The sequence below is a fragment of the Asaia krungthepensis NRIC 0535 genome, assembly GCF_025995175.1.
Classification (GTDB): Bacteria; Pseudomonadota; Alphaproteobacteria; order Acetobacterales; family Acetobacteraceae; genus Asaia; species Asaia krungthepensis.
Genome location: NZ_BAPV01000060.1, coordinates 133,493 through 159,685 on the forward strand (window position 1 = coordinate 133,493; position 26,193 = coordinate 159,685).

A 26,193-nucleotide genomic window follows, 5' to 3' on the forward strand; every position below is an offset into this window, starting at 1 on the left:
ATAAGCATTCGGCAGGACGTTCCCAGCCCCTTGCGATCAAGTTTTCACTTATTGCGCGTATTCCGGCCAGAATGAGGCCTCTGTCAGGCTGAGCGACGGTGAAAACGTCACGCGAAAGCCAACTTCGCCCGGGCAGGCTGCTGCTTCCAGCGACGGCACGTCGGCAAGATGTTCCCCCCGCCATAAGGCAGGAAGGGACGCCAGCACGCGCGATGGAAGGCCGCTCGAGCGAAAATCGCGGGAAGCAGTTCCCAGAGCCGCGATGGTAAGCCCGGGACCGGGTGGCGGACCGGACGCGCGGAACCGGTTATCCCAGAGTGTACCCTCGGCCACAGGAATGCGTGACCGTGCCGCCGCAGGTTCCCGAAGGAGGAGCCATCCCGGACCCAGCTTCCCGGCGCGGCAGAGCATGGCGCCCCCCAATGTCATCGGCTCGGGTCTGGCAATCAGCGCGGCAAGGATATGCGGCGCGGGTGGATAGGCTGCGCCCGACACGATCTGCCAGAGCCTGCCCAGAAGAGCGACATCTCGCGGAAGCGTTTCCATCACCGCAAAGCCCAGCCGATCCATCCTGATCCCGACCGTCAATGCGGCAGTTCTGAATTGAGCTTGGTTGCGCCGCCCGGCGTGCACCCCGATCTCCTGCAGCGAGGTCGCACTGCGCACTGTGGAGAGAGACTGCCTGATACGCACCCGTTCGAAAGCAGGATTGCGGTTGCTGGGATCTTCCACCCATCCAAGCGAAGCTGCCCTGAGGGTGGCACGAAGGCGATCGGGGGGGATCCGAAGCAGAGGACGAAGATAACGCAGAGCGGGAGTTTCCCGGGAGAGCGCCATTCCCGCGAGACCGTGGGACGTGCTGCCATGATTCTGTCGTATCAGAAACGTTTCGATCTGGTCGCGCTGGTGATGACCCAACGCAAGATCGAGGATGCCATGCGCGGCGCAGGCTTTGGCGAGACTTCGATATCGTGCATCACGCGCATTCGCCTGCACGCGCCGGGTTCCATCGAGATCATCGAGACGTAACACCTCGACAGGAATGTCCATCTCAGTCAGGCGCCGTGCGGTGTCCCTCGCCTCGATGGCGGAATCGGAACGCAAACCATGATCGACCACGAAGGCGAAGACGGCGCGGCGCCAACGCCGCATGAGCCATGCCAGACAAAGACTATCGGCCCCGCCAGACACAGCGATGCCGATCGGAAACTCAGGTCGGTCAATCGGGAAAGGACCGAAAACCGCCATGAGATCGGCGAATTCCTGTGCGCCGATCCCCGGAACGCCTGTCAGTGGCAGCTCGCTCGCCCCTTGAAGCTCGTGAGGGCTGTCTTCACGCGCGGCGCGGGGCTGGGAAATTCGGCTTCAAGCTTTTGCAGTGCCTGACAGGCTGAATTCTTGTCCCCCATTGCGAGCATCGATGCCGAAACTCCCAAGAGAGCCTCCTGGGCACGGGGCGATTTGGGTGAGCGATTATAGGCGTCATAATAGGCGACTGCAGAATCGCGATACTGCTTTTGTCCGGCGAGCGACTGTGCCAGCAGGAACTGCGATTCCAGCTTGCCATTGGCTGTCTTGGCCAGCTTGAGCGCTTGGGTTGCATCACTCTGAGCGGTCGCATAGTCACGGCTTTTGAGTGCGGCCTGACCGGTCTTGAGCAGTTCCAGCGCCGTCGCGGGCTTGTCCGCCGGTGCGGCAGGGGAAGCAGGCATCTGGGAGCCCGCATCGACGGCACTAGGCGCCGCTGCAGCTGGGTTGCCACCGCCACCGCCACCGCCATTCTGGGCGGCAAACTGCATGTCGCCGATCTGCTTGGACAATGTGGCATTCTGGGTCTGAACCTGATTGCTCAGCTGATCGAGCTCACCACGCATCTCCCGATTCTCGTTTTCGAGGGTCGAGACACGCTGCAGGAGCTGCGACACCAGATCACCGTTTCCGGCGCTTACCGCAGGAGCCGGGGCACTCCCGGACGGGGCCGCCGCCCCTGCATTGGCCTGAACCTGCTGTAGTTGCTGGCTGAGTTGCTGGATCTGGTTCTGAAGGGCAATCCCCTCACGGCTTGTCACCTGGGCCTGGGCTACGCTTGGGCCAAATCCGGTGACGAGGGCTGCGGAGGAGAGAATGAAGAAGCGGGAAACTCGGGCACCGCGCATGGCGCATCCTTCAGTCAGATCATGGGTGCGGGCACCATGCCACGCAGTTTGATTGCTACCATAAAGCAAAACCGGCTGACGCATAAGCGCCAGCCGGTTCCAAAAGCCTGTATCGCTGCCTGATCACTGCAAGACTACAATGACCTAAGGAAAGCGTGCACGCGACCGAAGCCGTGTCACGCCTGCCGCAGCGTCAAGAACCGATTACTTGACCGAGGTGATCGCGTTACGGTTCTGGGCCCATGCCTGCTCGTCATCACCATCGGCCGTCGGACGATCCTTACCATAGGAGATCGTCGTGATGCGCGAAGGAGCAACGCCCTTGGCGACCAGATAGTCGCGAGCGGCGTTTGCACGACGCTGGCCAAGAGCAATGTTGTATTCTTCCGTGCCGCGGTCATCGCAGTTACCGGCGATTTCAACGCTGACCTGCGGGTAGCGGGCGAGCCATGCTGCCTGCTTGTCGAGGGTTGCCTGCGCATCGCTGGAAAGCGTGTTGCGGTTCAGGTCGAAGAAGACGCGGTCGCCGACATTGGCGACCAGATCGGCTTCGCTGCCGGGCGCAGCGCCGGTTTCCTGAGCCGTTGCGCCTGCACCGGTCGATGCACCCTTGTTAGATTCATCCGAGCATGCAGCCAGAACGACTGCGAGGCCAAGCGCACCGAGAAGCTTGAAATTCATTTTTGCCAACCCTGAATATAGTCCCCATCCGGGACCAGGAAGCGTGACGACAACTAAAGACGAAGGTCGGAGTTCCCGTTTTGCTTGCTGGTTACCAGAACCATTGGGCCTTACCGATCCCGACGACCAAGATCGGCCATACTCATTCCCGCGAAGCGCGGTCAAGCGGCATGACTACCATCGCGCGCCAAGTCGCGTGGATTTCATTAGAAATTCAGAATTAGTGTCTCCAACGCCACAAAACGCGGCGCCAGAGACACGGTGTTCAGCCCTGAAGCGGCGACCAGGCCGGATCAGAGGCGCCCGTATCGGTGCGGATGGGACGCTCATGGAATCCGGTGATATCGATCGTCCCGATTCCGCTCGAGAATCCGGCACCGCCCGCCCCGGCTGCCGACTGGCGGCAGAAGGCAATGACGCGGCCATTGGGGCAGAAGGTGGGGCTTTCGACGGTGAAGCCTTCGGTGAGGATACGTTCACCCGTTCCATCGGGGCCCATTACGCCCAGGGAGAAACGTCCATTGGCGATCCGCGTGAAGGCAATCAGGTCGCCGCGCGGCGACCAGACTGGCGAGCCATACGTCCCGTGGCCATAGGAAATACGACGGGCACCGCCGCCCGAGGCGCTCATGATGTAAAGCTGCGGCGAACCGCCACGATCGGAGTTGAACACGATCTGGCTGCCGTCAGGGCTGAAGCACGGGCTGGTATCGATCGCACCCGAGTTGGTGATCTGGCGCTTCGAGCCGGAGCCGAGATCGACAACATAGATGTCGGACCCACCACCGCGCGTGGCGGAGAGCACCACCTGACTGCCATTGGGCGCGAAACGCGGTGCGAAGGAGATACCCTCGAATTCGCCGAGCATGCGCTGGCTGCCCGAACCGAGATCGAACGTGTAAACGCGCGGCCGGTTATTGGCATAGGACATGAACGCAATCTGGTCGCGCACCGGGTTGAAGCGCGGCGTCAGAGTCAGCCACTGGCCCGACGTCAGCATATGGCCATTGGCGCCGTCCTGATCCATCACGGCCAGACGGGTGATCTGGTGATGGCGCGGGCCGGTACGGGCGATATAGGCGATACGGGTATCGAAATAGCCCTTCTCGCCCAGCATGCGCTCATAGATTACGTCAGCGATCGTGTGGGCGATGCGGCGCCAGTTCCCCGCAGAGGCCGTGTAGGCCGTGCCCTGGATCTGCTCACCTGTCAGCACGTTCCACAGGCGCATTTCAACGCGCGTGCTGCTCGACCCGGCAGCGCTGCCAGTCACGGCCGCACGGGCGCCTTGCGCCTTGAGCGCGGCGAAGTCCGGTGTTCCGCCCGAACCCGGCAGCACGGTGAAAAGACCCGTGCTGTCCAGATCGGAAGAGATCACACCCGTGATCTGCTCACCGAGCCCGGGACCGAAAGATGGGATCGAAATGGGGATCGGCGCGGTCCGGGCCTGGTCGACCGTGATCTCCGCTTCACCCGGCGCGCTTGCCGCCTGAGCGAAAGCGCCGATCGGGGTTGCCAGCAAACCGCCTGCGGCAATCGATGCTCCCAGCACAGTGCGACGCGAGAACAGGGTGGAGAGGCTCTGGGCCTGCTCATCGGTCAGCAGGGGCATATCGGTACGGGACGTATCGCGTGACATGAATTCGAGTCTCTTGCGCTCTGGAAGGAACATGATCGGAAAAACCTCAGGGTCGGAACACGAATTTCAGTTCGTGTGTCTTGCCCAAAAGGTTCGACGGTATAGGGAGTTTCGAGCAGGTCGGGCTCAACACGGCATCGCGCGCGCGCTCCGCCAACGCCCGATAAGACGGGTCGGCTGCTGCCTTCGCCTGGGTATCGGGTGCAAAACGGGCCATCCTTGCCTCTCCGGTCGCATCGATCGTGACAATCAGATGCGCGCTAAATGAGGCATAATTACGCGCTTCGGTATCCTCCGAGTAGCAACGCCGCACGGAACCCCCGATCGCCTTCTGCTCGGCCGAGCTGAGCGCGTTGGTGATATCGCCATTGGGCGCCCCTCCCCCATTTGGCGCGCCACCCTGCTGCGGGTTCGCGCGGGCTTTCGGCGGATGGGTCTGCTTCTGGTCGGCGCGCATAGCGTCGAGCGTCGCCAGCAGCGAATGCGAGTCGGCCTGTGTCTTCTTCGCCGCATTGGGTTGCGTGATATGCGAGAAGGTCGGAGTCTCCGGCAGCTTGTCGACAGGCTGCGTCTGCGGCGACGGCGGCGCTACCTGCTTGGACGCGGACGGCGGTGACGGCTTGGGCGGCGAGGCCTTGATGGGCTCTGCCGAGTCGTCGACCATTTTCTCCGGCGTCTTCACGTCAGGCAGAGGCGGCGTCTTGCTCTCCGCTGGCGGCGGAATAGGCGGCGGCGGCGGCGCAGGCGGCGGCGGTTCTTCCACGGGTTGAGGCGTGGGCGGCGTCGGGGCGGGCGGCGCATCGGTAGGGGTCGGGGCGGGCGCAGGCGCGGGCTTTGGCGCAGGCGTATCCGCCTTGTGCGGGGTTGCCGGCGGACCGGAATCCTCGAACGCCATTTCGACGGGCGGGGGTTCGGGGGGCTCGGGCGGCTTGCTCATGGGCAGGCGCACAAGCAGGAAGCCGATAAACAGCGCATGCGCTGCAACCGACGCTCCCAACGCATAGCGGAAGCGCCGGACATCGGACCGACGGGGACGCAGCAAGGCTGCTTCTCCTCTGGTTACTGGCCCGCGGCGGGCTGCTGGGCCAGCAGCGCCACGTGCGTGAAGCCACCCGAGGTAATCTTCCCCATGATGTCCATCACCTGTCCGTAATTGATATGAGCATCAGCGCGGACGAAAATGCGATGCTCCTTGTCGTTCTGGGCGGCCTGCTGCAACTGGGCGACAAGCTGATCGGCCGAGACCGGGTCCTCACCCAGATAGATACCGCCATCGGCCTTGATCGACACCGTGATCGGCTTCGTATCGGCATTGAGCGGGCTGGCATCGGTTTTGGGAAGATCGACATTGACGCCGCTCGTCATCATGGGTGCCGTCACCATGAAGATGATCAGCAGCACGAGCATGACGTCCACCAGCGGCGTCACGTTGATCTCCGACGCCGGGCGTCGCCTGCGGCCGCGTGCGGGGCCGCCCCCTGCAGACATGCCCATGGCGCTTAGCTCCGTTCTTCCGACTGGCGCGACAGAATCGCGGCAAATTCAGTGCCGAAAGCATCCATCCGCTCGGCGAAATGATCGAGCGCAGAGCTGGTCACGTTATAGGCCACATAGGCCGGAATCGCGGTAACAAGACCAATGGCCGTCGCAAAAAGGGCCTCGGAAATACCCGGCGCCACGACAGCGAGATTGGTGTTGTGCATGGCCGCGATCGACCCGAAGGCGTGCATGATACCCCAGACCGTCCCGAACAACCCAACAAAGGGTGCAACGGGACCAATGGTCGCAAGGGCCACGACGCGGCGGCTCAGGCGATCCATTTCACGCGCAACGGTGATGTTGATGGCACGATCCACACGGTCGCGCACACCACCGCGCGCAAGATCGATGCCGGTGATGCGCGCCGAGCGGCGCCATTCGCCCATGGCTGCGCCGAAAACGGCCGCCATCGGGTGGAGGGGTTTGGCACCATCGGAATCGTACAGATCCTCAAGGCTCCCACCGGACCAGAAACGATCCTCGAATTCTGTCGCCTCGCGATTGACGCGACGGATCAGGATGATCTTCTCGATGATCACGGCCCAGACGAAGGCGCTGCACAAGATCAGCCCCACCATGACCAGCTGCACCACGATGGATGCATGCAGGAACAAGTCCAACGGTGACAACCCTGAAGCGGCGGCCCCTAGGTCAGCCGCATTTACCGCTCGATCCAAAAAAACCTCCTGAGGCTTCGTTCTGCGACACGCCTATACAGTGCATGCGTCATACGCGCCTATCCCGAATCGTCACGCATCATCACATGCCGCCTGTCCTCAGGTCGGGCTCGACAATGCCTCCAAGGATGCACGCCATCGCGGCGGAATTCGGGCAGGTCGCCCGGAATTCTGCATGATGCATGCCAGCTCGACTGTCAGCGTGGCGGCATGCATGTCGCCACACGTCACGATCTGGCGCAACTGGCAACGTGCGGAACCCATCGAATCGATCGTGGTCGTGATCTCGGCCCAGTCATCCAGACGCAGGGGACGATGATACTCAATGGCAAGTTTCGTTACGACGAAGACCAGCCCGGTTTCTTCCTGCAGCACCGAAACGGGGGTTCCTGCCATGCGCAGGGCCTCGGTACGCGCGCGCTCGGCAAGCGCCAGATAGCGGGCATGATAGACAATACCGCCTGCATCCGTATCTTCGTAATAGATACGGTAGCCGATCTTATGGGCTTTCATCGTTCTCTCTCAACAGGTCGAACTGGTTGGAACGGGCCGAGTCAGGAGCGCTCAGCCCCAGATGCGTCCAGCCGCGCTCTCCCAGCATCCGCCCGCGCGACGTGCGAAGCACCAGACCTTCTTGGATCAGATAGGGCTCGATCACATCTTCGAGCGTATCCCGCGCTTCGGCCAGCGCTGCGGCAAGCGTCTCGACGCCCACGGGGCCACCATGATGATGCTCGGCAATACGCTTGAGGTAACGCCTGTCCATCGCATCCAACCCAACCGAGTCGACCTCCAGTCGGTTTAAGGCCGCATCGGCCATCACCCGGGTGATGGCACGGTCACGCGGCGCGCCAACGGCAGCAAAATCACGCACACGACGCAGGAGACGACCGGCGATACGCGGCGTGCCGCGCGACCGACGCGCAATTTCTTCAGCCCCATCTTCGGTCAGGTTCATGCCGAGCTTGGCCGCGCCGCGCGAGACGATCAACCGCAATTCCTCGGCGGTATAGAAAACAAGGCGTAACGGTATGCCGAAGCGATCCCGAAGGGGTGTAGCGAGCAACCCGGCGCGCGTCGTGGCGGCGACCAGGGTGAACGGGGCGAGGTCGATACGCACCGAGCGCGCTGCTGGCCCCTCACCGATGATCAGGTCGAGCTGGAAATCCTCCATCGCGGGATAGAGCACCTCCTCGATGGCAGGCTGCAGGCGATGAATCTCGTCGATGAACAGGACATCGTTGGGCTGCAGATTGGTGAGGATGGCTGCGAGGTCACCCGCACGCTGGATGACAGGCCCCGATGTCGCGCGAAACCCGACACCGAGCTCACGCGCCACGATCTGGGCGAGGGTCGTCTTGCCCAGACCCGGCGGCCCATGGAGCAGGACATGATCCAGCGCCTCGCCGCGGCTGCGCGCCGCCTGGATGAACACGGAGAGGTTCTCGCAACTCGCACGCTGCCCCGTGAAATCATCCAGTGTCTGGGGACGCAACCCGTGGTCGTTATCCTCCATGCGACGCTCGGGCGTCAGCGGGCCTCTGTCAGTCTCGCTCATGATCGCATTCCACCTTCGCTGCTATCCAGCTCTCTATCCTGACCTCTGCCTCGCTCTCTGGCCTGCCGCCGGACGTGACACCCATGTTCCGACGGGATCATCGCGCCAGATCCCGCAGGGCAAGGCGGATGATCTTGTCGAGCGTCGCGCCTTCATGCTCGGCCAGTATACGACTGAGCACGGGAAATGCCTCGACACGACGAAAGCCGAGCCCGGCCAGCGCCTGCAGGGCATCCGCCTCGACAGAGCCTATAGCGGCGCTGGCACTGCGCCCGATCGGCGTGGCACCGCTGGTCGGCATCTTGCCCACTTTGCTCTTGAGCTCGGTCACGATGCGCTCGGCCAGACGTGCGCCGACACCCGCCGCACGCGTCAAGGCCGCCTTGTCTCCCGCGCTGATCGAGAGCACGAGATCGCCCGGTGTTGCCACGGAGAGTATGGCGAGCGCCACTTTTGCGCCGACACCCTGCACGGTGGTCAGGAGGCGAAACCACTCCTGCTCGTCTGCGGTCAGAAAACCGAAAAGCTGTATTGCGTCCTCGCGCACCACGGTCTCGATCAGCAGCCGGGTCTTCTCGGGAGCGGCCGGAAGATTGGCGAGAGTGCGTGTCGAGGCGGAAACGAGATAACCGACACCATTCACGTCCAGAATGCAGCGATCCGTTTCCGTGCTCACCACAATGCCCGTCAGCAATCCGATCATGATTTGTTCCCCTCACCCGTTTCACGGGCCCCTGAAATCACTCTGCCAGACATACGGCCTCCCGTCACTCAGGGGGATGACGCCGGCGTCCCTGTCAGGCCATACGCCTGCCGGAAGAGACCTGCCGTGCCGTTTCACGATGATGGGCATGACAGATCGCTACCGCCAGAGCATCTGACGCATCGGCCTTGTGAATGATCGCTCCGGGTAGAAGGCGCTTGACCATCATGGTGACCTGCTCCTTCGTAGCGGATCCAGTACCGACCACCGATTTCTTGACCATCATGGCCCCGTACTCAGCCACGGGCAGGCCTTCATAGGCGGGCGTCAGCAGGGCCACGCCGCGCGCATAGCCCAGCTTCAGCGTCGAGGCGCCGTTGCGGTTGACATAGGTCTCTTCCACGGCGGCTTCGGCGGGCTGGTAATCGCGTATCAGCTTTTGCAGCGCCCCGTGCAGCTCGCACAGACGCAGGGGGACGGATTCCGCCCCATCGGTCGCGATCACGCCGGAGGCAACATGCTGGAGCCTGTTGCCCTCCACATCGATCAGACCCCAGCCCATGAAGCGCAGACCGGGGTCAATCCCGAGAAGTCGGATCAAGCAGCCAGTGCCTGGGCAACATCGTCGGGGATATCGAAATTGGCATAGACGGCCTGAATGTCGTCATTGTCTTCCAGAACGTCGATCAGCTTGAGCACCGAGCGCGCTTTTTCCTCATCCAGCGTCACCGTGTTCTCGGGGCGCCAGTCCAGCTTGGCCGAGCTCGGCTCACCGAAACGCGCCTCAAGGGCGTCACGCACCGCGAAGAGGTTCTCCATCGCGCAGGTGATCTCATGCGCGTCCTGGGTGAGCTCGGCATTGTCGGCGCCGGCCTCGATCGCCGCATCGAGCATATCGTCTTCCGATGCTGCAGCCACCGGATAAGTGACCACGCCCAGACGCTGGAACATGAACGAGACCGAGTTGCTCTCACCCATCGAGCCGCCATGCTTCGAGAAAGCCGCGCGGACTTCGCTGGCCGTACGATTGCGGTTATCGGTCAACCCCTCGACGATGACGGCGACGCCAGCCGGACCGTAGCCCTCGTAGCGGACCTCGACGTAATCCTCGCCACCACCAGCGCCGCTGGCCTTCTTGATGGCGCGCTCGACATTGTCCTTGGGCATGTTCGCCTCACGCGCTGCGATCATGGCGGCACGCAGGCGAGGATTGGAGGATGGGTCAGGCAGGCCGGAACGCGCCGCGACCGTGATTTCACGCAGGATCTTCGCAAACTGCTTGGCACGCTTGGCGTCCTGCGCACCTTTGCGGTGCATGATATTCTTGAATTGCGAATGACCGGCCATCAGAGCCTCCTCAACCTTGGGTGTCTCAGGCCAGACGGCCGTGACAATGTTTGAATTTCTTGCCCGATCCACAGGGGCACGGGGCGTTGCGCGGTGTCTCCTGCGCGTAACCGCCCTCGATTTCCGGCGCATTCATGCCAGCGCCCGGTGACTGGAAGAGTGCCGAAGGCTGCATGCCCACCTGACGGGGCTCGAGTCCTGCCGCGGAACCCGCGTCATTCGGCGCAAAAACCTGCTGCCCCTCGGTCCCCGGGAAAGGATCGGCCTGCTGCACCACCTCGATACGGGACATGGTGGTCGTCACGCGCAGTCGCATGTCGTCAAGCATCGCAGTGAAAAGCTGGAAAGCCTCATGCTTGTATTCGTTCAGCGGATCGCGCTGGCCATAGGCGCGCAGACCGATTCCCTGACGGAGCTGGTCGAGCGCATGAAGGTGCTCCTTCCAGACGGCGTCGAACGAGGTGAGAAGAACCTGCTTCTCGATATGGCGCATGATGGTCGGACCGATATTGGCGGAACGCGCAGCCTGCGCCTGAGCCGCAGCCTCCTCCACACGCTGGATCACGAGGGCGGCGTCCATGCCGTCTTCCTTCGCCCAGTCGCTGATCGGCAGGTCGAGATTCAGGAGAGAGAGCAGATCGGCCTGGAGCGCCTCGCTCTCCCACTGCTCGGCAAAGGCCTTCTCGGGGATACGCGCATGAACGGCTTCCTCGATGCCCTGCTCGCGCAGCTCCTGGATAATACCCGACACATCTTCCATCGCCATGTATTCCCGGCGCTGGGCGTAAACCTCCTTGCGCTGGTCATTCATGACGTCGTCATATTTGAGGACATTCTTGCGCATGTCGAAATTGCGCGCCTCGACCTTCTTCTGCGCACGCTCGAGCGCCTTGTTCAGCCAGGGATGAACGATGGCCTCGCCTTCCTTCATTCCGAGCTTGGTCCAGAACGCGCCCATACGCTCGCCGCCATAGATGCGCATCAGATCGTCTTCAAGCGACAGGAAGAAGCGCGAGGCACCCGGGTCGCCCTGTCGGCCCGAACGGCCACGCAGCTGATTATCGATGCGGCGGCTCTCATGGCGCTCCGTACCGATCACATACAGGCCACCGAGCTCCTTGACCGTGCCATGATTGACCGCAATCTCCTCGCGCAGGCGCAGGATCTCGGCCTCATGCGCGGCCTCGTCCTCGATCTTCTCCAGGCTCTGGCGGATCAGCATGTCCAGATTGCCGCCCAGCTTGATGTCCGTTCCACGGCCCGCCATGTTGGTGGCAATGGTGATCGCCCCCGGGGCACCGGCCTGCGCCACGATCTGGGATTCCATTTCATGAAAACGCGCATTCAGCACGGAATGCGGAATGCTCTTCGAGCTGAGCAGGTTGGACAGATGCTCACTCTTCTCGATTGAGGTCGTCCCGACCAGAACCGGCTGGCCCGACTTGGAGACTTCCTGAATCAGATTGGCGACGGCTTCGAATTTTTCGCGTGCCGTGATGTACACCTCGTCATCCGTATCCTTGCGCGCGACAGGGAGATTCGTGGGAATCTCGACGACTTCGAGCTTGTAGATCTCGGCAAACTCGTCCGCCTCGGTCATGGCGGTACCGGTCATGCCCGAGAGCTTGGGATAGAGACGGAAATAGTTCTGGAAGGTGATCGAGGCAAGAGTCTGGTTTTCCGGCTGGATCTCGACGCGTTCTTTCGCTTCGAGGGCCTGATGCAGGCCGTCGGAGTAGCGACGCCCATCCATCATGCGCCCGGTGAACTCGTCGATGATGATCACCTTGCCGCCGCGCACGATATATTCGACATCGCGAGCGAAAAGCGTGTGGGCGCGCAAGGATTGCTGCACATGATGCATGACGGCGATGTTGTGCACGTCATAGAGTCCGCCTTCATGAAGGACACCTGCCTCACGCAGCATCTCCTCCACCAGATCTGAACCCTGCTCGGTCAGGATGACCGAACGCAGCTTCTCGTCCTTTTCGAAAGCCTCGGGGTGCTTGACGAGTTGGACCACGACATCATCGACGCCGCGATAGAGTTCCGAGCTGTCATCTGCGGGACCGGAGATGATCAGAGGCGTGCGTGCCTCGTCGATCAGGATCGAATCCACCTCGTCCACGATGGCATGATAGAATGGACGCTGGACCATTTCCTCCAGCGTGTACTTCATGTTGTCGCGCAGATAATCGAAGCCGAATTCGTTATTAGTGCCGTAGGTAATGTCGGAGCCATAGGCAGCACGCCGCTCGTCATCGGACAGGTTGGGCACGATCACGCCGGTGGTCAGGCCGAGAAAGCTGTAGAGCTTGCTCATCTCCTCGGCATCGCGCCGGGCGAGGTAGTCATTGACCGTCACCACATGCACGCCCTTGCCGGCCAGCGCGCTAAGATAAACGGCGAGTGTGGCGACGAGGGTCTTGCCCTCACCCGTTCGCATTTCAGCGATGCGACCGGAATGGAGCACCATGCCGCCCACGAGCTGAACATCGAAGTGGCGCATGCCCAGAACGCGACGCGAGGCTTCGCGACACACGGCAAAGGCCTCGGGCATGATCTTGTCGAGACTTTCCCCCGCAGCGATACGGCCCTGGAATTCTGCGGTCTTGGCACGCAGCGCCTCGTCGTCGAGCGCCTTCACGGCAGGCTCGAGCGCGTTGATTTCCGGCAGGCGCTTCTGATAGCCCTTCAGCGAGCGATCATTGGCGGTGCCGAATACGGCGCGGGCGATACGAGCGAACATGACTGTCCTTCTGGCGAACTGGCCCGTCTTGGACGGACCGCGAACTTGAGAGGCGGATGATCCCTTCCCGCCGGGACCGGAAGAGGCCGGTGCACAGGGCACTGACCGTCAGACTGGGCGGGGGCGCAGCGCGCCCGCCGGGGCAGGTTCGGGATCGTCCACGCGGGAAAGGAGATAAGGCGCGCCCTTGCCTTGGTCAACCGAGCAGCGCAACGATCCCGGGCGGTAGACCCGGCCCCGTGCACGATTTCTTCATGAAGAGTGCCATCAAAACCGGGATTAGCGTACCCGGCGGCCTTGCCGTGCCGTCAAGCCTGCGCCATGCTGACCGAAGTTCCACGAGTTTTTCGAGGTTGTTTCTCCATGCGGCTTACCCGCCCGGCTCTTTTCTGCGCCGCCCTCATTTCCGGCACGACTCTGGTGGCTCCGGCCTTCGCCGCGCCTGCCCCTGCCGCCCCGGCAAATGCGGCCCCGGCCGCTGCCGCTGCCCCTGCCGACGCCAACCCGCTGATCGCCTCGGTCAACGGCCAGAAGATCTATCTGGATGACGTCAAGAAGGCTGCTGCCGGCCTGCCGCCGCAGGCGCGCCAGCTTCCGCCCAACACGCTGGTCAATATTCTGCTGAACCAGATCGTCAGCCAGAAGGCCATCCAGATCGATGCGCTGAAGGAAGGCCTCGAAAAGAAGCCCGACGTGAAGGCCCAGATGCAGGATGCCGCCGATAATGCGCTGCAGAATGCCTATCTGCAGGAAAAGGTCGCTCCGATGGTGACGGAAGACGCCATCAAGCAGGCCTATCAGGCAAATTATGCTTCCAAGAAGGGCGAGCAGGAAATCCATGCCCGTCACATTCTGGTTGCCGATGAAGCGACCGCGAAGGACGTGATCAAGCAGCTCGACAAGGGGGCGAAGTTCGAGGACCTCGCCAAGAAGCTCTCGACCGACAAGGGTTCGGGCGCGAGCGGCGGCGATCTGGGCTGGTTCAAGAAGGACGACATGCTGCCGGAATTCTCGAAGGCCGCTTTCGCCATGAAGCCCGGCACCATCAGCCAGACCCCGGTCAAGACCCAGTATGGCTGGCACGTGATTCAGGTTCTCGCCACGCGTGAAGCGCCCGTTCCGCCGCTCGACCAGGTGCATGACGAAATTCGCCAGCAGCTGATCCGCGACAACGTGCGCAAGATCGTTGAGGAGGCCCAGTCCAAGGTCAAGATCGTGCGCTATGACGCTCAGGGCAAGCCCATCAGCGATGCCCCTGCCGCTGCACCTGCGAAGAAGTAATGCCTGTTGGAAGGTGAGGTATTCCCCCTCACTTTTCACTCATTGTTCCAGTCTTTTCACCTGAATTCAGGGTGAAGGGCTGGACCTGAGGCGCGAGCCGTGCATCCTCCTTCCGACGTTTACCGTTCGGAGACAGATCATGGCCAAAGCCCTCCCCCTCTCCCCCCTCGCCCAGGCTCTGCCGCGTCTTGAACCGGTGGCCGGTGTACGCCTTGGCGCTGTCGCTGCGCAGATCCGCTACAAGGATCGCCCCGATCTCATGATGATGGAATTCGTGCCCGGCACGACGGCGGCTGGTGTGTTCACGCGCAGTAAATGCCCCGGTGCGCCCATCGACTGGAGCCGCGCCGCCCTGGCTCAGGGCAAGGCGCGCGCGCTCGTCGTGAATTCCGGCAACGCCAATGTTTTCACAGGCCGCGCAGGCATCATCGCCACGCAGATTTCGGCGGCGGCTGCGGCACGCGTCGTTCACTGCCCGGCGACGGAAGTCTTTCTTGCCTCGACAGGCGTGATCGGTGAGCCGCTCGACGCAGAGCGTATCAGCGACGCCATGCCGGGTCTTTATGAGGGCCTCTCTCCCGAGGGATGGGAGGATGCGGCGCGCGCCATCATGACAACCGATACCTTCCCCAAGGCGGCCATACGCAAGGTCGAAATCGGGGGGAGCACGGTGACTATCCAGGGTATCGCCAAGGGCAGCGGCATGATTGCCCCCGACATGGCCACGATGCTGGGCTTCGTTGTGACGGATGCAGCCATATCACACGACATTCTGCAGGCCCTGCTGGTAGAAGGCACCGAACGCAGCTTCAATGCGATCACGGTCGACTCCGATACCTCGACCTCGGACATGGTGCTGGTTTTTGCAACGGGTGAAGCCGGAAACGAGATCGTAACCTCCCTCGCCGATCCAACTCTGGTCGCGTTCCGCGAGGCGCTGAACTCTCTGCTGCTCGAGCTTGCCCTGATGGTCGTACGCGACGGCGAGGGCGCCACGAAACTCTTCACTGTTCGGGTCAGCGGCGCCGTCTCCGATGACTCAGCCAAGAAGATTGCCCTTGCCATTGGCAACTCGCCTCTCGTCAAGACCGCCATCGCGGGCGAAGACGCCAATTGGGGACGAATCGTGATGGCCGTGGGCAAGAGCGGGGAGCCCGCCAATCGCGATACACTCTCGGTCGCTATCGGAGGCACCTGGATTGCACGCCAGGGGACGGTTGTCGAAGGTTATGACGAGACCCCGGTGGTGGATCACATGAAGGGACAGGATATCGACATCCAGATCGATCTCGGGCTCGCCAACGGCCATGCCCAGATCTGGAGTTGCGATCTGACCCATGGATACATCGACATCAACGGCTCCTACAGAAGCTGAATTTCGTTTCCCTCGACCGGCCCTCATGGGCCGGTCGTCCCCCCCTTTTCCTCCCTTCCCATCCGACAATTTTTCGGACAGACCTCATCGGAAGTTGCGATTGCACCGCATTTTCATTTGATTTAGTACTTCCGCTGTCCCTTTTTGTTCAGGAGAGGGCATCCCGTGTCTGGACGGACGCGTTGATTGCACCCACATTATGGGTCATGAGCCAGCACAGCTCACGGTAAACGCAATCATATCAGCGTCGTACTCCATGCCCGGGCGACGCCGAGGAGGAACAGGCATGGCAAATGGATTTCGCGTGGTCATCATCGGCGGCGGTGTTGCCGGGATGGAAACAGCGATGACGCTGGGTCGCGGTCGTCACCGCGACATCGAAACCACGCTGATCGACAAGGGCGCCGTGCATTACTGGAAGCCGATGCTGCATGAATTTGCAGCTGGCACGGGCGAAGAGTCGCGCGATTGCACGACCTTCATCGAGGCAAGCCGTCGCTTCGGCTTTCGCTTCATCCAGAGTTCATTGAGTAGTGTGGACCGCGAGAAGCATGAGATCCGTCTCGCGAATGACGAGATCATCCCTTACGACATGCTGATCGTCTCGCTCGGCTCACGTTCGAATGATTTCGGGATCGAAGGGGTGATGGCCAATTGCACCTTCATCGACTCCCTGCCGGATGCCAGCAGCTTTCACGAAAAATTCCGGGCGGCCTTCCGCGACGCTGCCGCGCGTAACACGACGCTCGAGGTGGGTATCGTCGGGGGTGGTGCAACGGGCACGCAGCTTGCGGCCGAGCTCTGCAGCGCCATCGATCTGGCGCCCGGATATGGCAAGGAAGCACGTCGTACCCTCCTGCGCCTCTCCCTGATCGAGACAGGCAAGCGCATTCTCCCGGCCTTTCCCGAGCGTGTGTCGAATGATGCGCGCAAGCAGCTTGAAGCCCTCGGGGTCAGCGTTCTGACCGAGGCGATGGTCACCTCGGTGGACGAGGCAGGCTTCCACCTCAAGGATGGCCGCGTCGTACCGGCCTCGCTGCGTGTATGGGCGGCCGGCGTCCGCGCCAGTGCCGCGACCGAGCTTTTCGAGGGCCTGGACATCGCGCGCGGCGGACAGATTGTGGTGAACCACCATATGCAGTCGACTCGCGACACTTCGATTTTCGCCCTCGGCGATTGCGCACGAATCAATGACTCGCCCCTCCCGGCAACAGCCCAGGTAGCGCGCCAGCAGGGAATCTATCTCGGTCGCGCGATCCCGATCATCGCGCAGGGTCGCGAGCCCTCCACTTTTGTTTACCGCGACCGTGGTGCCGTTGTATCGCTGGGTGACTATAATGGGTGGGGTATGGTCGGCTCCTCGACAAGCTTCGGAGGCGGTCTCCTACGCGGACTGGCACCAAGATGGCTGCACGATCTGATTTTCCGTCAGCATCAGATCGGCGTTATGGGCCTTGCGCGCGGGACGGCAGCTTTCCTGAAAGCCCATCTGAACCCGACCCGGCCTCGTCTGGACAAATAACATCCGATCAACGGTAGTCTCGATCCATGCCTCTTCAGCGTTCACAATCCCTCCCCCCGGCCGAGGCCGAACGTCTCGATGCTCTGGTGCAGGCGCTTCAGGCGCAAGGTTATGCCTTCGAACGGGGCCCGGAGATGCGCTCCTTCCTCCAGACATTCGGCTTCGAGGACTGGGAACGTTTCGCAGAGAGCTGGAACAGGCTTGGGCTTGATCGCTACATGGCCGATGGCGGTCGCTACCGTAAGCGGCGCTACGCCACCTATGCCCTGGCCGGAGGGCGTATCGACCGCAAGCGTCACCAGCCGCACTATCAGAGCCGCGACTATAATCTGCTGAATGGTGGGATAGAGCGCTGGTTCGGGCCGATCGAGGATGCCATTGCATCCCATCCGGTCATGCTGTCCATTCTCAATGCTGCCCATCTTTTGGCCCTACGTATGACCCCGGCCTCGACCCAGCCAGATAGCTGGCACGCTGAGGTGCATCAGTTCCGGATCGAGGCCCAGTCGGGCAATCTGGGCCGCCCTACCCCAGAGGGCATGCATCGCGACGGGGTGGACTGGGTGTTCGTCCTGATGGTCAGCCGCGAGAATGTCGCATCGGGGGTGACGACAATCCATGATGACCACAGGCAGGAAATAGGCTCGTTCACGCTTGCCTCGCCTCTCGATACCGCTCTGGTGGACGACCACCGCGTTTATCATGGGGTTACCCCGGTGGAGCCCATCGACCCGGCCCGGCCGGCTTATCGCGACGTACTGGTCGTGACCCTGCGTCACGCGTAAGAGCTTCGGTCACAAATCGATCTTTGCGAGTCGGCGCGAGATGAACATGAAAGACAAGTCGATGCGTTATTCCACGGCTCTGGCGCGGATTGCTGTGCTGAGCACGGCCTTGTGGTGTCTTGGTGCCCCACTTACCTCGGCCAAGACACGCCACGCCGCTTCGTCGAATAATCCCGACCCGCACCCGGTCATCCTTTCCTCCCTGCCAGGGACCAATCTCGACCATGAGGCCCGCCAACTGAACGCGGCCGATCTGGCAGATGCCGCCAAGCACGACGACCAGCCGGTCGTTCTTGTGGCTTCGGCGCCTCTTTCGTCTGACAAGACGGATATGGCCCTGTTTGTGCAGTTGCAGTCAGCGCGACTTTGCGGCTCGGCAGGCTGCTCGACCTCGGTCTACCTGCGCCACAAGGGAGGATGGAAACTCGTGCTGGACTCAGTCAGCGGTGCCATCTCAGTGCTGTCGAGTCGCCATAATGGCATGAATGACCTGCTGATCGACAAGAACGATCGTTGGACCTGGAACGGCACGATTTATCAGGATGGAGCTCCCGCCGCTGCACCGCAAAAAGCTGCGCCGAAAAAGACGGAGGACGCTCCAAAAAAGAAGCTTCTGCGCGGCTGAAACAATCAGTCGGATTTCGGAGGCTGGAGCGGGTGAAGGGAATCGAACCCTCGTATGCAGCTTGGGAAGCTGCCGTTCTACCATTGAACTACACCCGCGTGATGCGTCTCTTAGCGCAGCCCGACTGCCGATGCAATCGCCCCTGCCCCCGTTGACGAAGCCAGACAGCTTTGCGCATAGTCAGGCCCGTTGCCCGCTCGGACGAGCAGACGACCCTCGCGATTTGAAAGGCCGGATTGCGGCGAGGTTAAACAACAGCGCTAAAGAGGCCCGGGATCGTCCGCGTCCCAGGTTTTCCACGGCCAGAATCGCACCCTATCCCTCGGTGCATTTTGGAGTGTCTTTTCCATGACAGATCAAACATATGGCCCGTCCACGCGCCTGCTTCACCAGGATGTCAGCCGCACGGAACATGGCGAAACCAGTGAATCCATCTTTCTGACCTCGGGCTTTGTCTATGACAGTGCCGAACAGGCCGCTGCCACCTTCACCGGTGAGGTGACCCATTATCAGTATTCGCGCTTTGGCAACCCGACCACCGATGCACTTCAGGCGCGTCTGGCCCTGCTGGAAGGGGCCGAAGCCTGCATCGTCACCTCGAGCGGCATGGGAGCTGTTTCCTCCGCCTTATTGTCGCATCTGAAGCAGGGTGATCGCGTTGTCGCCTCACGTGCGCTGTTCGGCTCCTGCTACTGGATCGTGACGACGCTTCTGCCGCGTTATGGCATAGAGACGGTACTGGTCGATGGAGATGACTGGGCGGGCTGGGAGGCGGCGCTTTCTACCCCGGCGGGCGCCGTTCTCATCGAGAGTCCCTCTAACCCTATGCTGGACGTGCTCGACATCGAGCGCATCGCCACACTGGCGCACCAGGCCGGCGCTCTTCTGATGGTCGATAATGTCTTTGCCTCCCCCGTGGGACAGAAGCCCCTCGAACTTGGCGCGGACGTGGTGCTGTATTCCTGTACCAAGCATATTGACGGCCAGGGCCGTGTGCTCGGTGGAGCTGTTCTCGGGCGCAAGCAGTGGATCGAGGAAGTTCTTCAGCCGTTCACACGTAATACGGGGAACGCGCTTTCTCCGTTCAATGCCTGGGTACTCCTCAAGGGGCTCGAGACCCTGCCGCTACGTGTCAACGCCATGGCGTCCAATGCGAGCGCCGTCGCGCATTTCCTGGAGAATCAACCGGGAATCAAGCGTGTATCCTATCCCGGTCTTGCCTCTCACCCGCAGCGCGCGCTGGTGGAGAAGCAGATGAGCAATGGGGGCTCTCTCGTTGCTTTCGAGGTCGAAGGCGGGAAGGATGCGGCATTCCGCTTCATGAACGCGTTCAGGCTGATCGCGATCTCGAACAATCTCGGTGATGCGCGGTCACTCGCCACCCATCCTGCCACGACCACCCATTCCAAGGTCGCCGCAGAGGAACGAGCCCGTCTTGGAATTACAGACGGGGCAATTCGTCTCTCGGTCGGGCTGGAGGATAGTGTCGATCTGATTGCCGATCTTAAACGAAGCCTTGCTGCGCTGAATGGCTGATTGCCTTTGACGCAACCCTGAGCCTACAAGGCGGGCATGTCGTCGCACAAGCCCGCCCCCTCCCGCCTCGCAGCCGATCCGGAAACGAGCATCATCGAAGCCATTGAAGCTGCACCGCGCTATGAAGCGACGACCGGCGATGTGACCGTGTCAGTGCGCAGCTTCTGGCTGGAGGACCAGTCACAACCTGAAGACCACCATTACGCCTGGGCCTATCATATCCGTATCGAGAATGGCGGTGATGAGACGATCCAGCTCCTGGGACGCTTCTGGGAGATCACCGATGGACGGGGCAAGACAGATCACGTCCATGGTGAGGGCGTCGTTGGCGAACAGCCGATCCTGATTGCGCAGGAAATTTTCGAATACACATCGGGCGTTGCACTCCCCACGCCCTGCGGCTTCATGCGCGGGGTCTATTCGATGATCATCCCCGCCACTGCCGAACGTTTCGACGTCGTCATCCCGGCTTTCAGCCTGGATAGTCCCCATCGTCTCGGTCTCGTTCACTGACAATCATGCGGCCACGTCCCTCAAGCTTGGCCTGATAAAGAGCCTGATCGGCCCTCTCCAGCGTATCTGCCCAGCTTTCCTCGGGAGAGGTACGCGCTATGCCCGCACTGCATCCGATTGTCAGCGCGCCCACCTTCGTCTCGAAGGGAGTCTCACTCAACGCGGCCAGTAGAAGGGCAACGCGTGCATGCGAGGCGTGGGCATCACCGTGGATGACAATCAGGAATTCCTCGCCGCCGTAGCGACCGATGATTTCATCGGGCTTCTTGTCTCTGAGCAGGCGTGACCCGATACCGGCGAGAATCTCGTCGCCAATCATGTGCCCGAACGTGTCATTGATCGCCTTGAAGTAGTCGACGTCGAAAAGCGCCAGTGTCGCCGAGCGATATTCACCGTCGTAATCAGGACGGGCGAGCTTTTCCAGCAGACGCTTCGCACTTGCCTCTGCCGTCCTACGATTCATCAGGCGGGTCAGACCATCCTGACGGGCCTGTTGCTCGAGAGCATCCTGCGCGGCGCGCATCTCCCTGGTGCGCTCATCAACGAGAGCTTCGAGCCGTCTCTGGCGCTTGACCAGATAGCGGAACCTGAACCGCGTGAGAGCGTAAGGAACCGCCACGACGGAAATGACGTAAACGGCGATAAGTGGCCATGTGGCCCACCAGGGGCGCTGCATCCTGATTTCAAGGATGATCGGCCTGGATATCAGATTGCGATTATCGTTGATGGCCTGCACCACAAGCCGTGAATGACCGGGCGGGACGAAATTGTAGCGTATCTCACCGGTTGTCGTCTTGATCCAGCTCTGATCGACACCCTCCAGCCGGTAACGAAAATAGGTTGTCGGTGCCAGAGCTGTATTGAGCGACCCTAGCGTCACCATCAGCGGATCGCGCGAAAAAGGGACGGCCTTTTCTGGCAGCAGATGATCGCCGAGCCGGACCTGCACGAAAACGGGATTTAATGCGGTTTTTTCGAAAAAATGCTCCGGATGCATCAGGTGTGAGACACCTCGAGTGGTGGTCACCCAGATCGTGCCGTCATGGTCCTCAGTCAGTCCCTGCTGATTGATGTTGGCTGAAATCAGCCCGTCATCCTTCGTCAGGCGGACCCATTGTTGGCCGTCATAAGCCGCAAGCCCGTTCTCGGTCCCAACCCACAGACGCCTGTGGGAGTCTGCGAGCAGGCTGAAGACGATAGGGGATCCCGTGCGCCCCGGATCGATCTGCTCGATATGTGCGACGCGTGCCCCTTCAAGGGTGAGATGGAGCAATCCTGCGCGCGCGCGCAGACCTCCGACCCACAGATCATCGTGAGAGGAAAATGCCATGGTCATCGGCGAAAAATCGCGTGAGTTCGGCCAGTGCGTGACGGCTTTCACCCAGTGCCCGTCGCTCCCCCGTCTGTAGAGAGCCCCGCCAATGGCCGCCCATGGCGTACCGTCGTCACGCATGGCAAGGGCGCCCGAAGGTTTGTCCAGAGCTTTGCCTTTATCATCCGTCGCAAGCACCGGCGAGGAACCATCACTCTCCATAAGCTCGAAGAGACCGTCATCGGAGACGATCCACAGCCTCGAGCCGTCAGCCGATTGCCCTAGCCCCATGACGCGGCTCATGGGCAGTTTGCGATCGCACACAAATCCCTGCGGGCGATCCTGACAATGGAGCAGGAACTGATCGTCTACGGGGGCCCAGTAACCCGAACTTCCGTCCTTCAATCCGAAGAAGAAATTCCCTTCGCGCAGACGCTCGCCGACCTCGTTATGATGCAGCGGATAGACCCCGTGGTCGGTGAACAGCAATTGCCGTCCGTTATCGGGCAGCACTGACCAGACCGATCGTATGCTCTGAGGCTCCAGATTTTCCCAGACGCCCCAGCCAATAAGTTTGGTCAGTTCGACAGCATCCTGAACGGTCCAGAGCTGTCTATCCTTGTCGACAAAGCCGAAATAGATATCTTGTTCACGAGATAATTCGTGGTTGAGCGAACTCCAGTAATCACCGTCATAGGACAGGAGGTGACTTCCATCAAAGAACACCGTTGCGTCAGACGATCGGGCTGTGAAGAGCGGACGATCAATGATCGTTCCCCTGTCGAAATCCCAGCCCAACGGCAAAATCGTGACACGACCGCCGAGCTCCGGGATCAGGAGTTCTCCGCGACGGTAGGCGAAAAGAGATCGGTTTCCGCGTTCGTACATCTGCTTGGGTACCGCAGCATCCTGCGGCAATACGAACCGGTGAATACCCGTGACGTCGCTGAACTGATTTGTCGCAACATCCCGCAGAACAAGATGGCCGTCGAGTTGCTGGGCTTGCTTCCCGCCCATCGGCAGTGACGCTTCGCAAGCGAGCACGGGACCTGAGGCAAGACTGCAAGAATGCACTCCCCTCGAATCAAGGGCGAAAATGACGCTCCCTTCGACGTAAAGGTTCTGGATCCGTCGTACATTAGCGGTCCTGACCGTACGGAATTTGAAAGCCGCCGGGGACGTACGTGCACTGGTTGGCTGATCAGAAAGGTAGAGAGACCCATCACGTACGGCCAGCAAGCGGCCATCAGGCAGAAAACTCAGCGTGTCAGCATGGGAAACCGCCCCGCCTCCTCCAATCAGCGGAACCTCGTAAAATCGCTGACCTGAGAAAAAATAAAGGGCGCGTAGCGTGAGAGCATACAGGTACCCTTGCCGATCCTGCGCCATTCCGAAAATATACGAGCTGTCGATCCCATCGCGCTGGGAAAACAATCTCATTGGCAGATCAGCATCCGGGGCCGAACGAGCCTGGCCCTGCATCAACAGGGTGAACATCAGCGTGGCCAAAAGCCACGATTTCAAATGCGGGCGGCGCACGGCGGCTGCTGTTTCCCCGCAGGGCACAGCAGCCGTTTCAGGTTGGAAAGATGCACTTGAAGCTATCACTCGACTCCTGAAATCCCCGCCTATTTTATCGTCTACGAAGTCTAGGTCATGCGGAAGGGCTAGTCGTTAAAAAGCCGCAATATCAGCTCAGCCCAACCCTGTCGTCATCTGGAGCTCAAACGAGCCTGTACACCCCAACTGCGACCGAGCGATAGGCCGCAAGAGCGATGCTCTCAGACGTACCGACCACGCAGTTACCGTACAGCGCGCAGGGATCGGCATGCCCACCGGCAGGCGGACGCGGTCCGGCAAGAGCGATGCTCTCAGACGTACCGACCACGCAATTGCCGTAAAGCGCGCAGGGATCGGCATGCCCACCGGCAGGCGGACGCGGTCCGGCAAGGGCGATGCTCTCAAACGTGCCGACCACGCAATTGCCATACAGCGCGCAGGGATCGGCATGCCCACCAGCAGGCGGACGCGGACCGGCAAGGGCGATGCTCTCAGACGTGCCGACCACGCAATTGCCATACAGCGCGCAGGGATCGGCATGCCCACCAGCCGGGGGACGCGGACCGGCAAGGGCAATATGCGCCTCTGATGAGGAAGCCCCATGCCCGACGCTGCCGGTGGATGCAGCAGCCAATGAGCCAAGCGAGGTAATCGTTCCGGTTACGATAAGTACGGAGAGTGACTTCGAAACAAGAGAGCGAATAGACATGGGGCAGATCCATTTTCAAACGCGAGCGTTATTGCTTGCCCAATTAATGGATCGATATACCCAGCAAGTCTCGCGTCGATATGGAATGCCCCAACGGCAGAGTTATAAAAGAACAGAATAATCTGTATTGGTTCTTGTTTTTTGTTGATGATGTTTCCTGCCTTATTTACGTTTTTCTTGCCCCACAATCTGGGCTCCAATCCTCTGTTTCCGGTTATATTCCCATCAATACCCGTTACTCTCTTTTTTGATGATAAATTAACCGAATATTAGTCTCGCGACTGGGAGAGCTGGAGGCAGGCCAACAGACACTCAAGCGGCGTTCAGATCACACTCTGAACCCAACATGTGGATCACAACGAATTTGGTTTGAATTAACGTGACAAAAGCTTAAAGATCACACTGACTTTGGGATTTCTCGTGTGATAACGGCGATCCCACGGCTGGCCCTGCCATAGACTGCTACGACTAAGGTCTTCCCATATGAGTAACGTTACAGCCTCTTCTCCAATAGAAACCAAGCTTCCACTGGTAGGGAAAATGATGCTCGCTGCCATTCTGGCAGCAGTCGCCGGGCTGATGTTCGGTCTCGACATCGGTGTGATTTCCGGCGCGCTCGGCTTCATTGCCAAGGAATTTCAGGCGAGCGACACCGCCCAGGAATGGATTGTGTCGTCCATGATGTTCGGTGCGGCTGTCGGCGCGCTGGCCGCCGGTCGTCTTTCCTATGGCCTGGGCCGCAAGAAGGCTCTGGTGTTCAGTGCTGCCCTGTTTGTTCTGGGCGCGATCTGCTGCGTCATTGCTCACTCGATCACGCTGCTGATCGTCGCGCGCGCGATCCTTGGCCTTGCTATCGGCATCGCCAGCTTTGTAGCGCCTCTCTACATTTCCGAAGTTGCTGACGAGCAGCGTCGCGGCAGCCTGATCTCGGTCTATCAGCTGATGATCACCATTGGCATTCTGCTCGCATTCATCTCCGATGCGCTTTTCGCCTATTCCGGTGCATGGCGCTGGATGCTCGGCATCGTGGCCGTGCCGGGTGCTGTTTTTCTCGTAGGGTCCCTGTTCCTTCCCGACAGCCCGCGCTGGCTCATGCTGCGTGGTCGTCATGACGAGGCGCTGGAAACACTTGCTTCGCTCCGCACCACCCGTGAAGAGGCCGAAAGCGAGATTCGTGACATCGCTGCAGGATTGCAGCAGAAGCAGCGTGGCTTCTCGCTCTTCCTTGAGAACCCGAATTTCCGTCGCTCGGTCATGCTGGGTATCGGCCTACAGATCGTGCAGCAGCTCACGGGCATCAACATCGTGATGTATTATGCACCGCGCATCTTCGAAGTCGCTGGTTTCGGTCAGGACGGTCAGATGTGGGGCACGGCCATCGTGGGCCTGGTAAACATGCTGGCTACCTTTATCGCCATCGGCTTCGTCGATCGTTGGGGCCGTCGTCCGATGCTTATCGCGGGCTTCATCATCATGGCTGTCGGCATGGGCGCTCTGGCGATCCTGCTTTCGCTCGGCCAGGATTCGGGCACCATGATGCACTACCTCTCGGTCGGTGTGCTCCTCCTGTTCATCACAGGTTTCGCCTTCTCGGCCGGTCCGCTCATCTGGGTGCTCTGCGCGGAGGTTCAGCCTCTTCAGGGTCGTGATTTCGGCATCGCTTGCTCAACCTTCACCAACTGGATCGCCAACATGATCGTTGGCGCGACCTTCCTGACGCTGCTGGGCACGCTTGGCGCCTCGCACACCTTCTGGCTGTATGCAGCACTCAATGCTGTGTTCATCCTCGTGACGCTTGCCTTCGTGCCTGAAACGCGCGGCGTTTCGCTCGAATCTCTCGAGCGCAAACTGAACCAGGGTGTCCGTCTGCGCGATATCGGTCGCTGATCGCCCGGCTCCGGTATTGCCTGCAGCAATGCCGGGCAG

Annotated in this window: 23 protein-coding genes, 1 tRNA gene and 1 riboswitch; of the genes, 8 read left to right on the top strand and 16 right to left on the bottom strand. The window is 60.9% G+C overall.

Going from position 1 to position 26,193, the window contains the following annotated elements; translation table 11 throughout:
* Positions 1–48: 48 nt before the first annotated feature.
* The 13 genes from tilS to secA all read right to left on the bottom strand — a co-directional run bounded on the left by tilS (position 49) and on the right by secA (position 13,049).
* On the bottom strand, positions 49–1,248 hold the full coding sequence (gene tilS / locus AA0535_RS14020; protein ID WP_264817255.1) for a tRNA lysidine(34) synthetase TilS: 1,200 nt from the start codon (positions 1,246–1,248) through the stop codon (positions 49–51).
* A 41-nt stretch (positions 1,249–1,289) separates the two neighbouring features.
* Complete coding sequence (locus AA0535_RS14025; RefSeq protein ID WP_264817256.1) at positions 1,290–2,156, bottom strand: tetratricopeptide repeat protein; 867 nt, start codon at positions 2,154–2,156, stop codon at positions 1,290–1,292.
* Between the two features lie 204 nt (positions 2,157–2,360).
* Complete coding sequence (pal, locus tag AA0535_RS14030) at positions 2,361–2,837, bottom strand: peptidoglycan-associated lipoprotein Pal (RefSeq protein ID WP_023978578.1); 477 nt, start codon at positions 2,835–2,837, stop codon at positions 2,361–2,363.
* A 265-nt stretch (positions 2,838–3,102) separates the two neighbouring features.
* Positions 3,103–4,449: a Tol-Pal system beta propeller repeat protein TolB gene (gene tolB / locus AA0535_RS14035; protein ID WP_264817330.1), complete on the bottom strand. Its 1,347-nt coding sequence runs from the start codon at positions 4,447–4,449 to the stop codon at positions 3,103–3,105.
* A gap of 73 nt (positions 4,450–4,522) precedes the next feature.
* Positions 4,523–5,518: an energy transducer TonB gene (locus AA0535_RS14040; RefSeq protein WP_127102885.1), complete on the bottom strand. Its 996-nt coding sequence runs from the start codon at positions 5,516–5,518 to the stop codon at positions 4,523–4,525.
* Between the two features lie 17 nt (positions 5,519–5,535).
* Positions 5,536–5,970: a protein TolR gene (gene tolR / locus AA0535_RS14045; RefSeq protein ID WP_025886303.1), complete on the bottom strand. Its 435-nt coding sequence runs from the start codon at positions 5,968–5,970 to the stop codon at positions 5,536–5,538.
* 5 nt (positions 5,971–5,975) lie between these two features.
* A complete protein-coding gene (gene tolQ / locus AA0535_RS14050; RefSeq protein WP_369794225.1) occupies positions 5,976–6,644 on the bottom strand; it encodes a protein TolQ in 669 nt (222 codons plus the stop codon).
* 147 nt (positions 6,645–6,791) lie between these two features.
* A complete protein-coding gene (locus AA0535_RS14055) occupies positions 6,792–7,205 on the bottom strand; it encodes a YbgC/FadM family acyl-CoA thioesterase (RefSeq protein WP_304500920.1) in 414 nt (137 codons plus the stop codon).
* Positions 7,192–8,250, bottom strand: a complete 1,059-nt coding sequence (gene ruvB / locus AA0535_RS14060) for a Holliday junction branch migration DNA helicase RuvB (RefSeq protein WP_373319352.1) — start codon at positions 8,248–8,250, stop codon at positions 7,192–7,194. Before ruvB ends, AA0535_RS14055 begins: the two co-directional genes overlap by 14 nt.
* Before the next feature lie 97 nt (positions 8,251–8,347).
* The gene (gene ruvA / locus AA0535_RS14065) at positions 8,348–8,953 is read right to left on the bottom strand and encodes a Holliday junction branch migration protein RuvA (RefSeq protein WP_264817258.1); all 606 of its coding nucleotides are present in this window, start codon (positions 8,951–8,953) and stop codon (positions 8,348–8,350) included.
* A 94-nt stretch (positions 8,954–9,047) separates the two neighbouring features.
* Positions 9,048–9,554, bottom strand: coding sequence for a crossover junction endodeoxyribonuclease RuvC (gene ruvC, locus AA0535_RS14070; RefSeq protein WP_127102882.1), 507 nt, complete (start codon positions 9,552–9,554; stop codon positions 9,048–9,050).
* Positions 9,551–10,300, bottom strand: a complete 750-nt coding sequence (locus tag AA0535_RS14075) for a YebC/PmpR family DNA-binding transcriptional regulator (protein WP_264817260.1) — start codon at positions 10,298–10,300, stop codon at positions 9,551–9,553. Before AA0535_RS14075 ends, ruvC begins: the two co-directional genes overlap by 4 nt.
* A gap of 25 nt (positions 10,301–10,325) precedes the next feature.
* Positions 10,326–13,049: a preprotein translocase subunit SecA gene (gene secA, locus AA0535_RS14080; protein ID WP_264817261.1), complete on the bottom strand. Its 2,724-nt coding sequence runs from the start codon at positions 13,047–13,049 to the stop codon at positions 10,326–10,328.
* Positions 13,050–13,412: 363 nt separating this feature from the next.
* On the opposite strand from secA, the gene AA0535_RS14085 reads away from it, so the two are divergent.
* From AA0535_RS14085 to AA0535_RS14105, 5 genes are all read left to right on the top strand, one after another.
* On the top strand, positions 13,413–14,330 hold the full coding sequence (locus tag AA0535_RS14085; protein ID WP_264817262.1) for a peptidylprolyl isomerase: 918 nt from the start codon (positions 13,413–13,415) through the stop codon (positions 14,328–14,330).
* A 139-nt stretch (positions 14,331–14,469) separates the two neighbouring features.
* Positions 14,470–15,705 (top strand): bifunctional glutamate N-acetyltransferase/amino-acid acetyltransferase ArgJ, encoded by a 1,236-nt coding sequence (gene argJ / locus AA0535_RS14090; RefSeq protein ID WP_264817263.1) that lies wholly within the window; start codon positions 14,470–14,472, stop codon positions 15,703–15,705.
* A gap of 286 nt (positions 15,706–15,991) precedes the next feature.
* On the top strand, positions 15,992–17,227 hold the full coding sequence (locus AA0535_RS14095; protein WP_264817265.1) for an NAD(P)/FAD-dependent oxidoreductase: 1,236 nt from the start codon (positions 15,992–15,994) through the stop codon (positions 17,225–17,227).
* A gap of 26 nt (positions 17,228–17,253) precedes the next feature.
* A complete protein-coding gene (locus tag AA0535_RS14100) occupies positions 17,254–18,012 on the top strand; it encodes a 2OG-Fe dioxygenase family protein (protein ID WP_264817267.1) in 759 nt (252 codons plus the stop codon).
* A gap of 61 nt (positions 18,013–18,073) precedes the next feature.
* Positions 18,074–18,637, top strand: coding sequence for a hypothetical protein (locus AA0535_RS14105; protein ID WP_264817268.1), 564 nt, complete (start codon positions 18,074–18,076; stop codon positions 18,635–18,637).
* Positions 18,638–18,661: 24 nt separating this feature from the next.
* Here the strand turns inward: AA0535_RS14105 and AA0535_RS14110 are convergent.
* A tRNA-Gly gene (locus AA0535_RS14110) sits at positions 18,662–18,735 on the bottom strand.
* 107 nt (positions 18,736–18,842) lie between these two features.
* Positions 18,843–18,922, top strand: a riboswitch (SAM riboswitch).
* A gap of 63 nt (positions 18,923–18,985) precedes the next feature.
* On the opposite strand from AA0535_RS14110, the gene metZ reads away from it, so the two are divergent.
* Both metZ and apaG read left to right on the top strand, forming a co-directional pair.
* Positions 18,986–20,173, top strand: coding sequence for an O-succinylhomoserine sulfhydrylase (metZ, locus tag AA0535_RS14115; RefSeq protein WP_264817269.1), 1,188 nt, complete (start codon positions 18,986–18,988; stop codon positions 20,171–20,173).
* Between the two features lie 36 nt (positions 20,174–20,209).
* Complete coding sequence (gene apaG, locus AA0535_RS14120) at positions 20,210–20,686, top strand: Co2+/Mg2+ efflux protein ApaG (RefSeq protein ID WP_264817270.1); 477 nt, start codon at positions 20,210–20,212, stop codon at positions 20,684–20,686.
* Here apaG and AA0535_RS14125 read toward each other — a convergent pair.
* Entirely contained in the window at positions 20,646–23,015 is a 2,370-nt protein-coding gene (locus AA0535_RS14125; protein WP_264817271.1) for a ligand-binding sensor domain-containing diguanylate cyclase, read from the bottom strand. The two genes, apaG and AA0535_RS14125, sit on opposite strands and share 41 nt — an antisense overlap.
* A gap of 706 nt (positions 23,016–23,721) precedes the next feature.
* A complete protein-coding gene (locus tag AA0535_RS14130; RefSeq protein ID WP_264817272.1) occupies positions 23,722–24,267 on the bottom strand; it encodes a hypothetical protein in 546 nt (181 codons plus the stop codon).
* A gap of 483 nt (positions 24,268–24,750) precedes the next feature.
* Here AA0535_RS14130 and AA0535_RS14135 point away from each other — a divergent pair, with 483 nt between their 5' ends.
* Entirely contained in the window at positions 24,751–26,154 is a 1,404-nt protein-coding gene (locus tag AA0535_RS14135; RefSeq protein ID WP_264817273.1) for a sugar porter family MFS transporter, read from the top strand.
* The last annotated feature ends 39 nt before the right edge of the window (positions 26,155–26,193 follow it).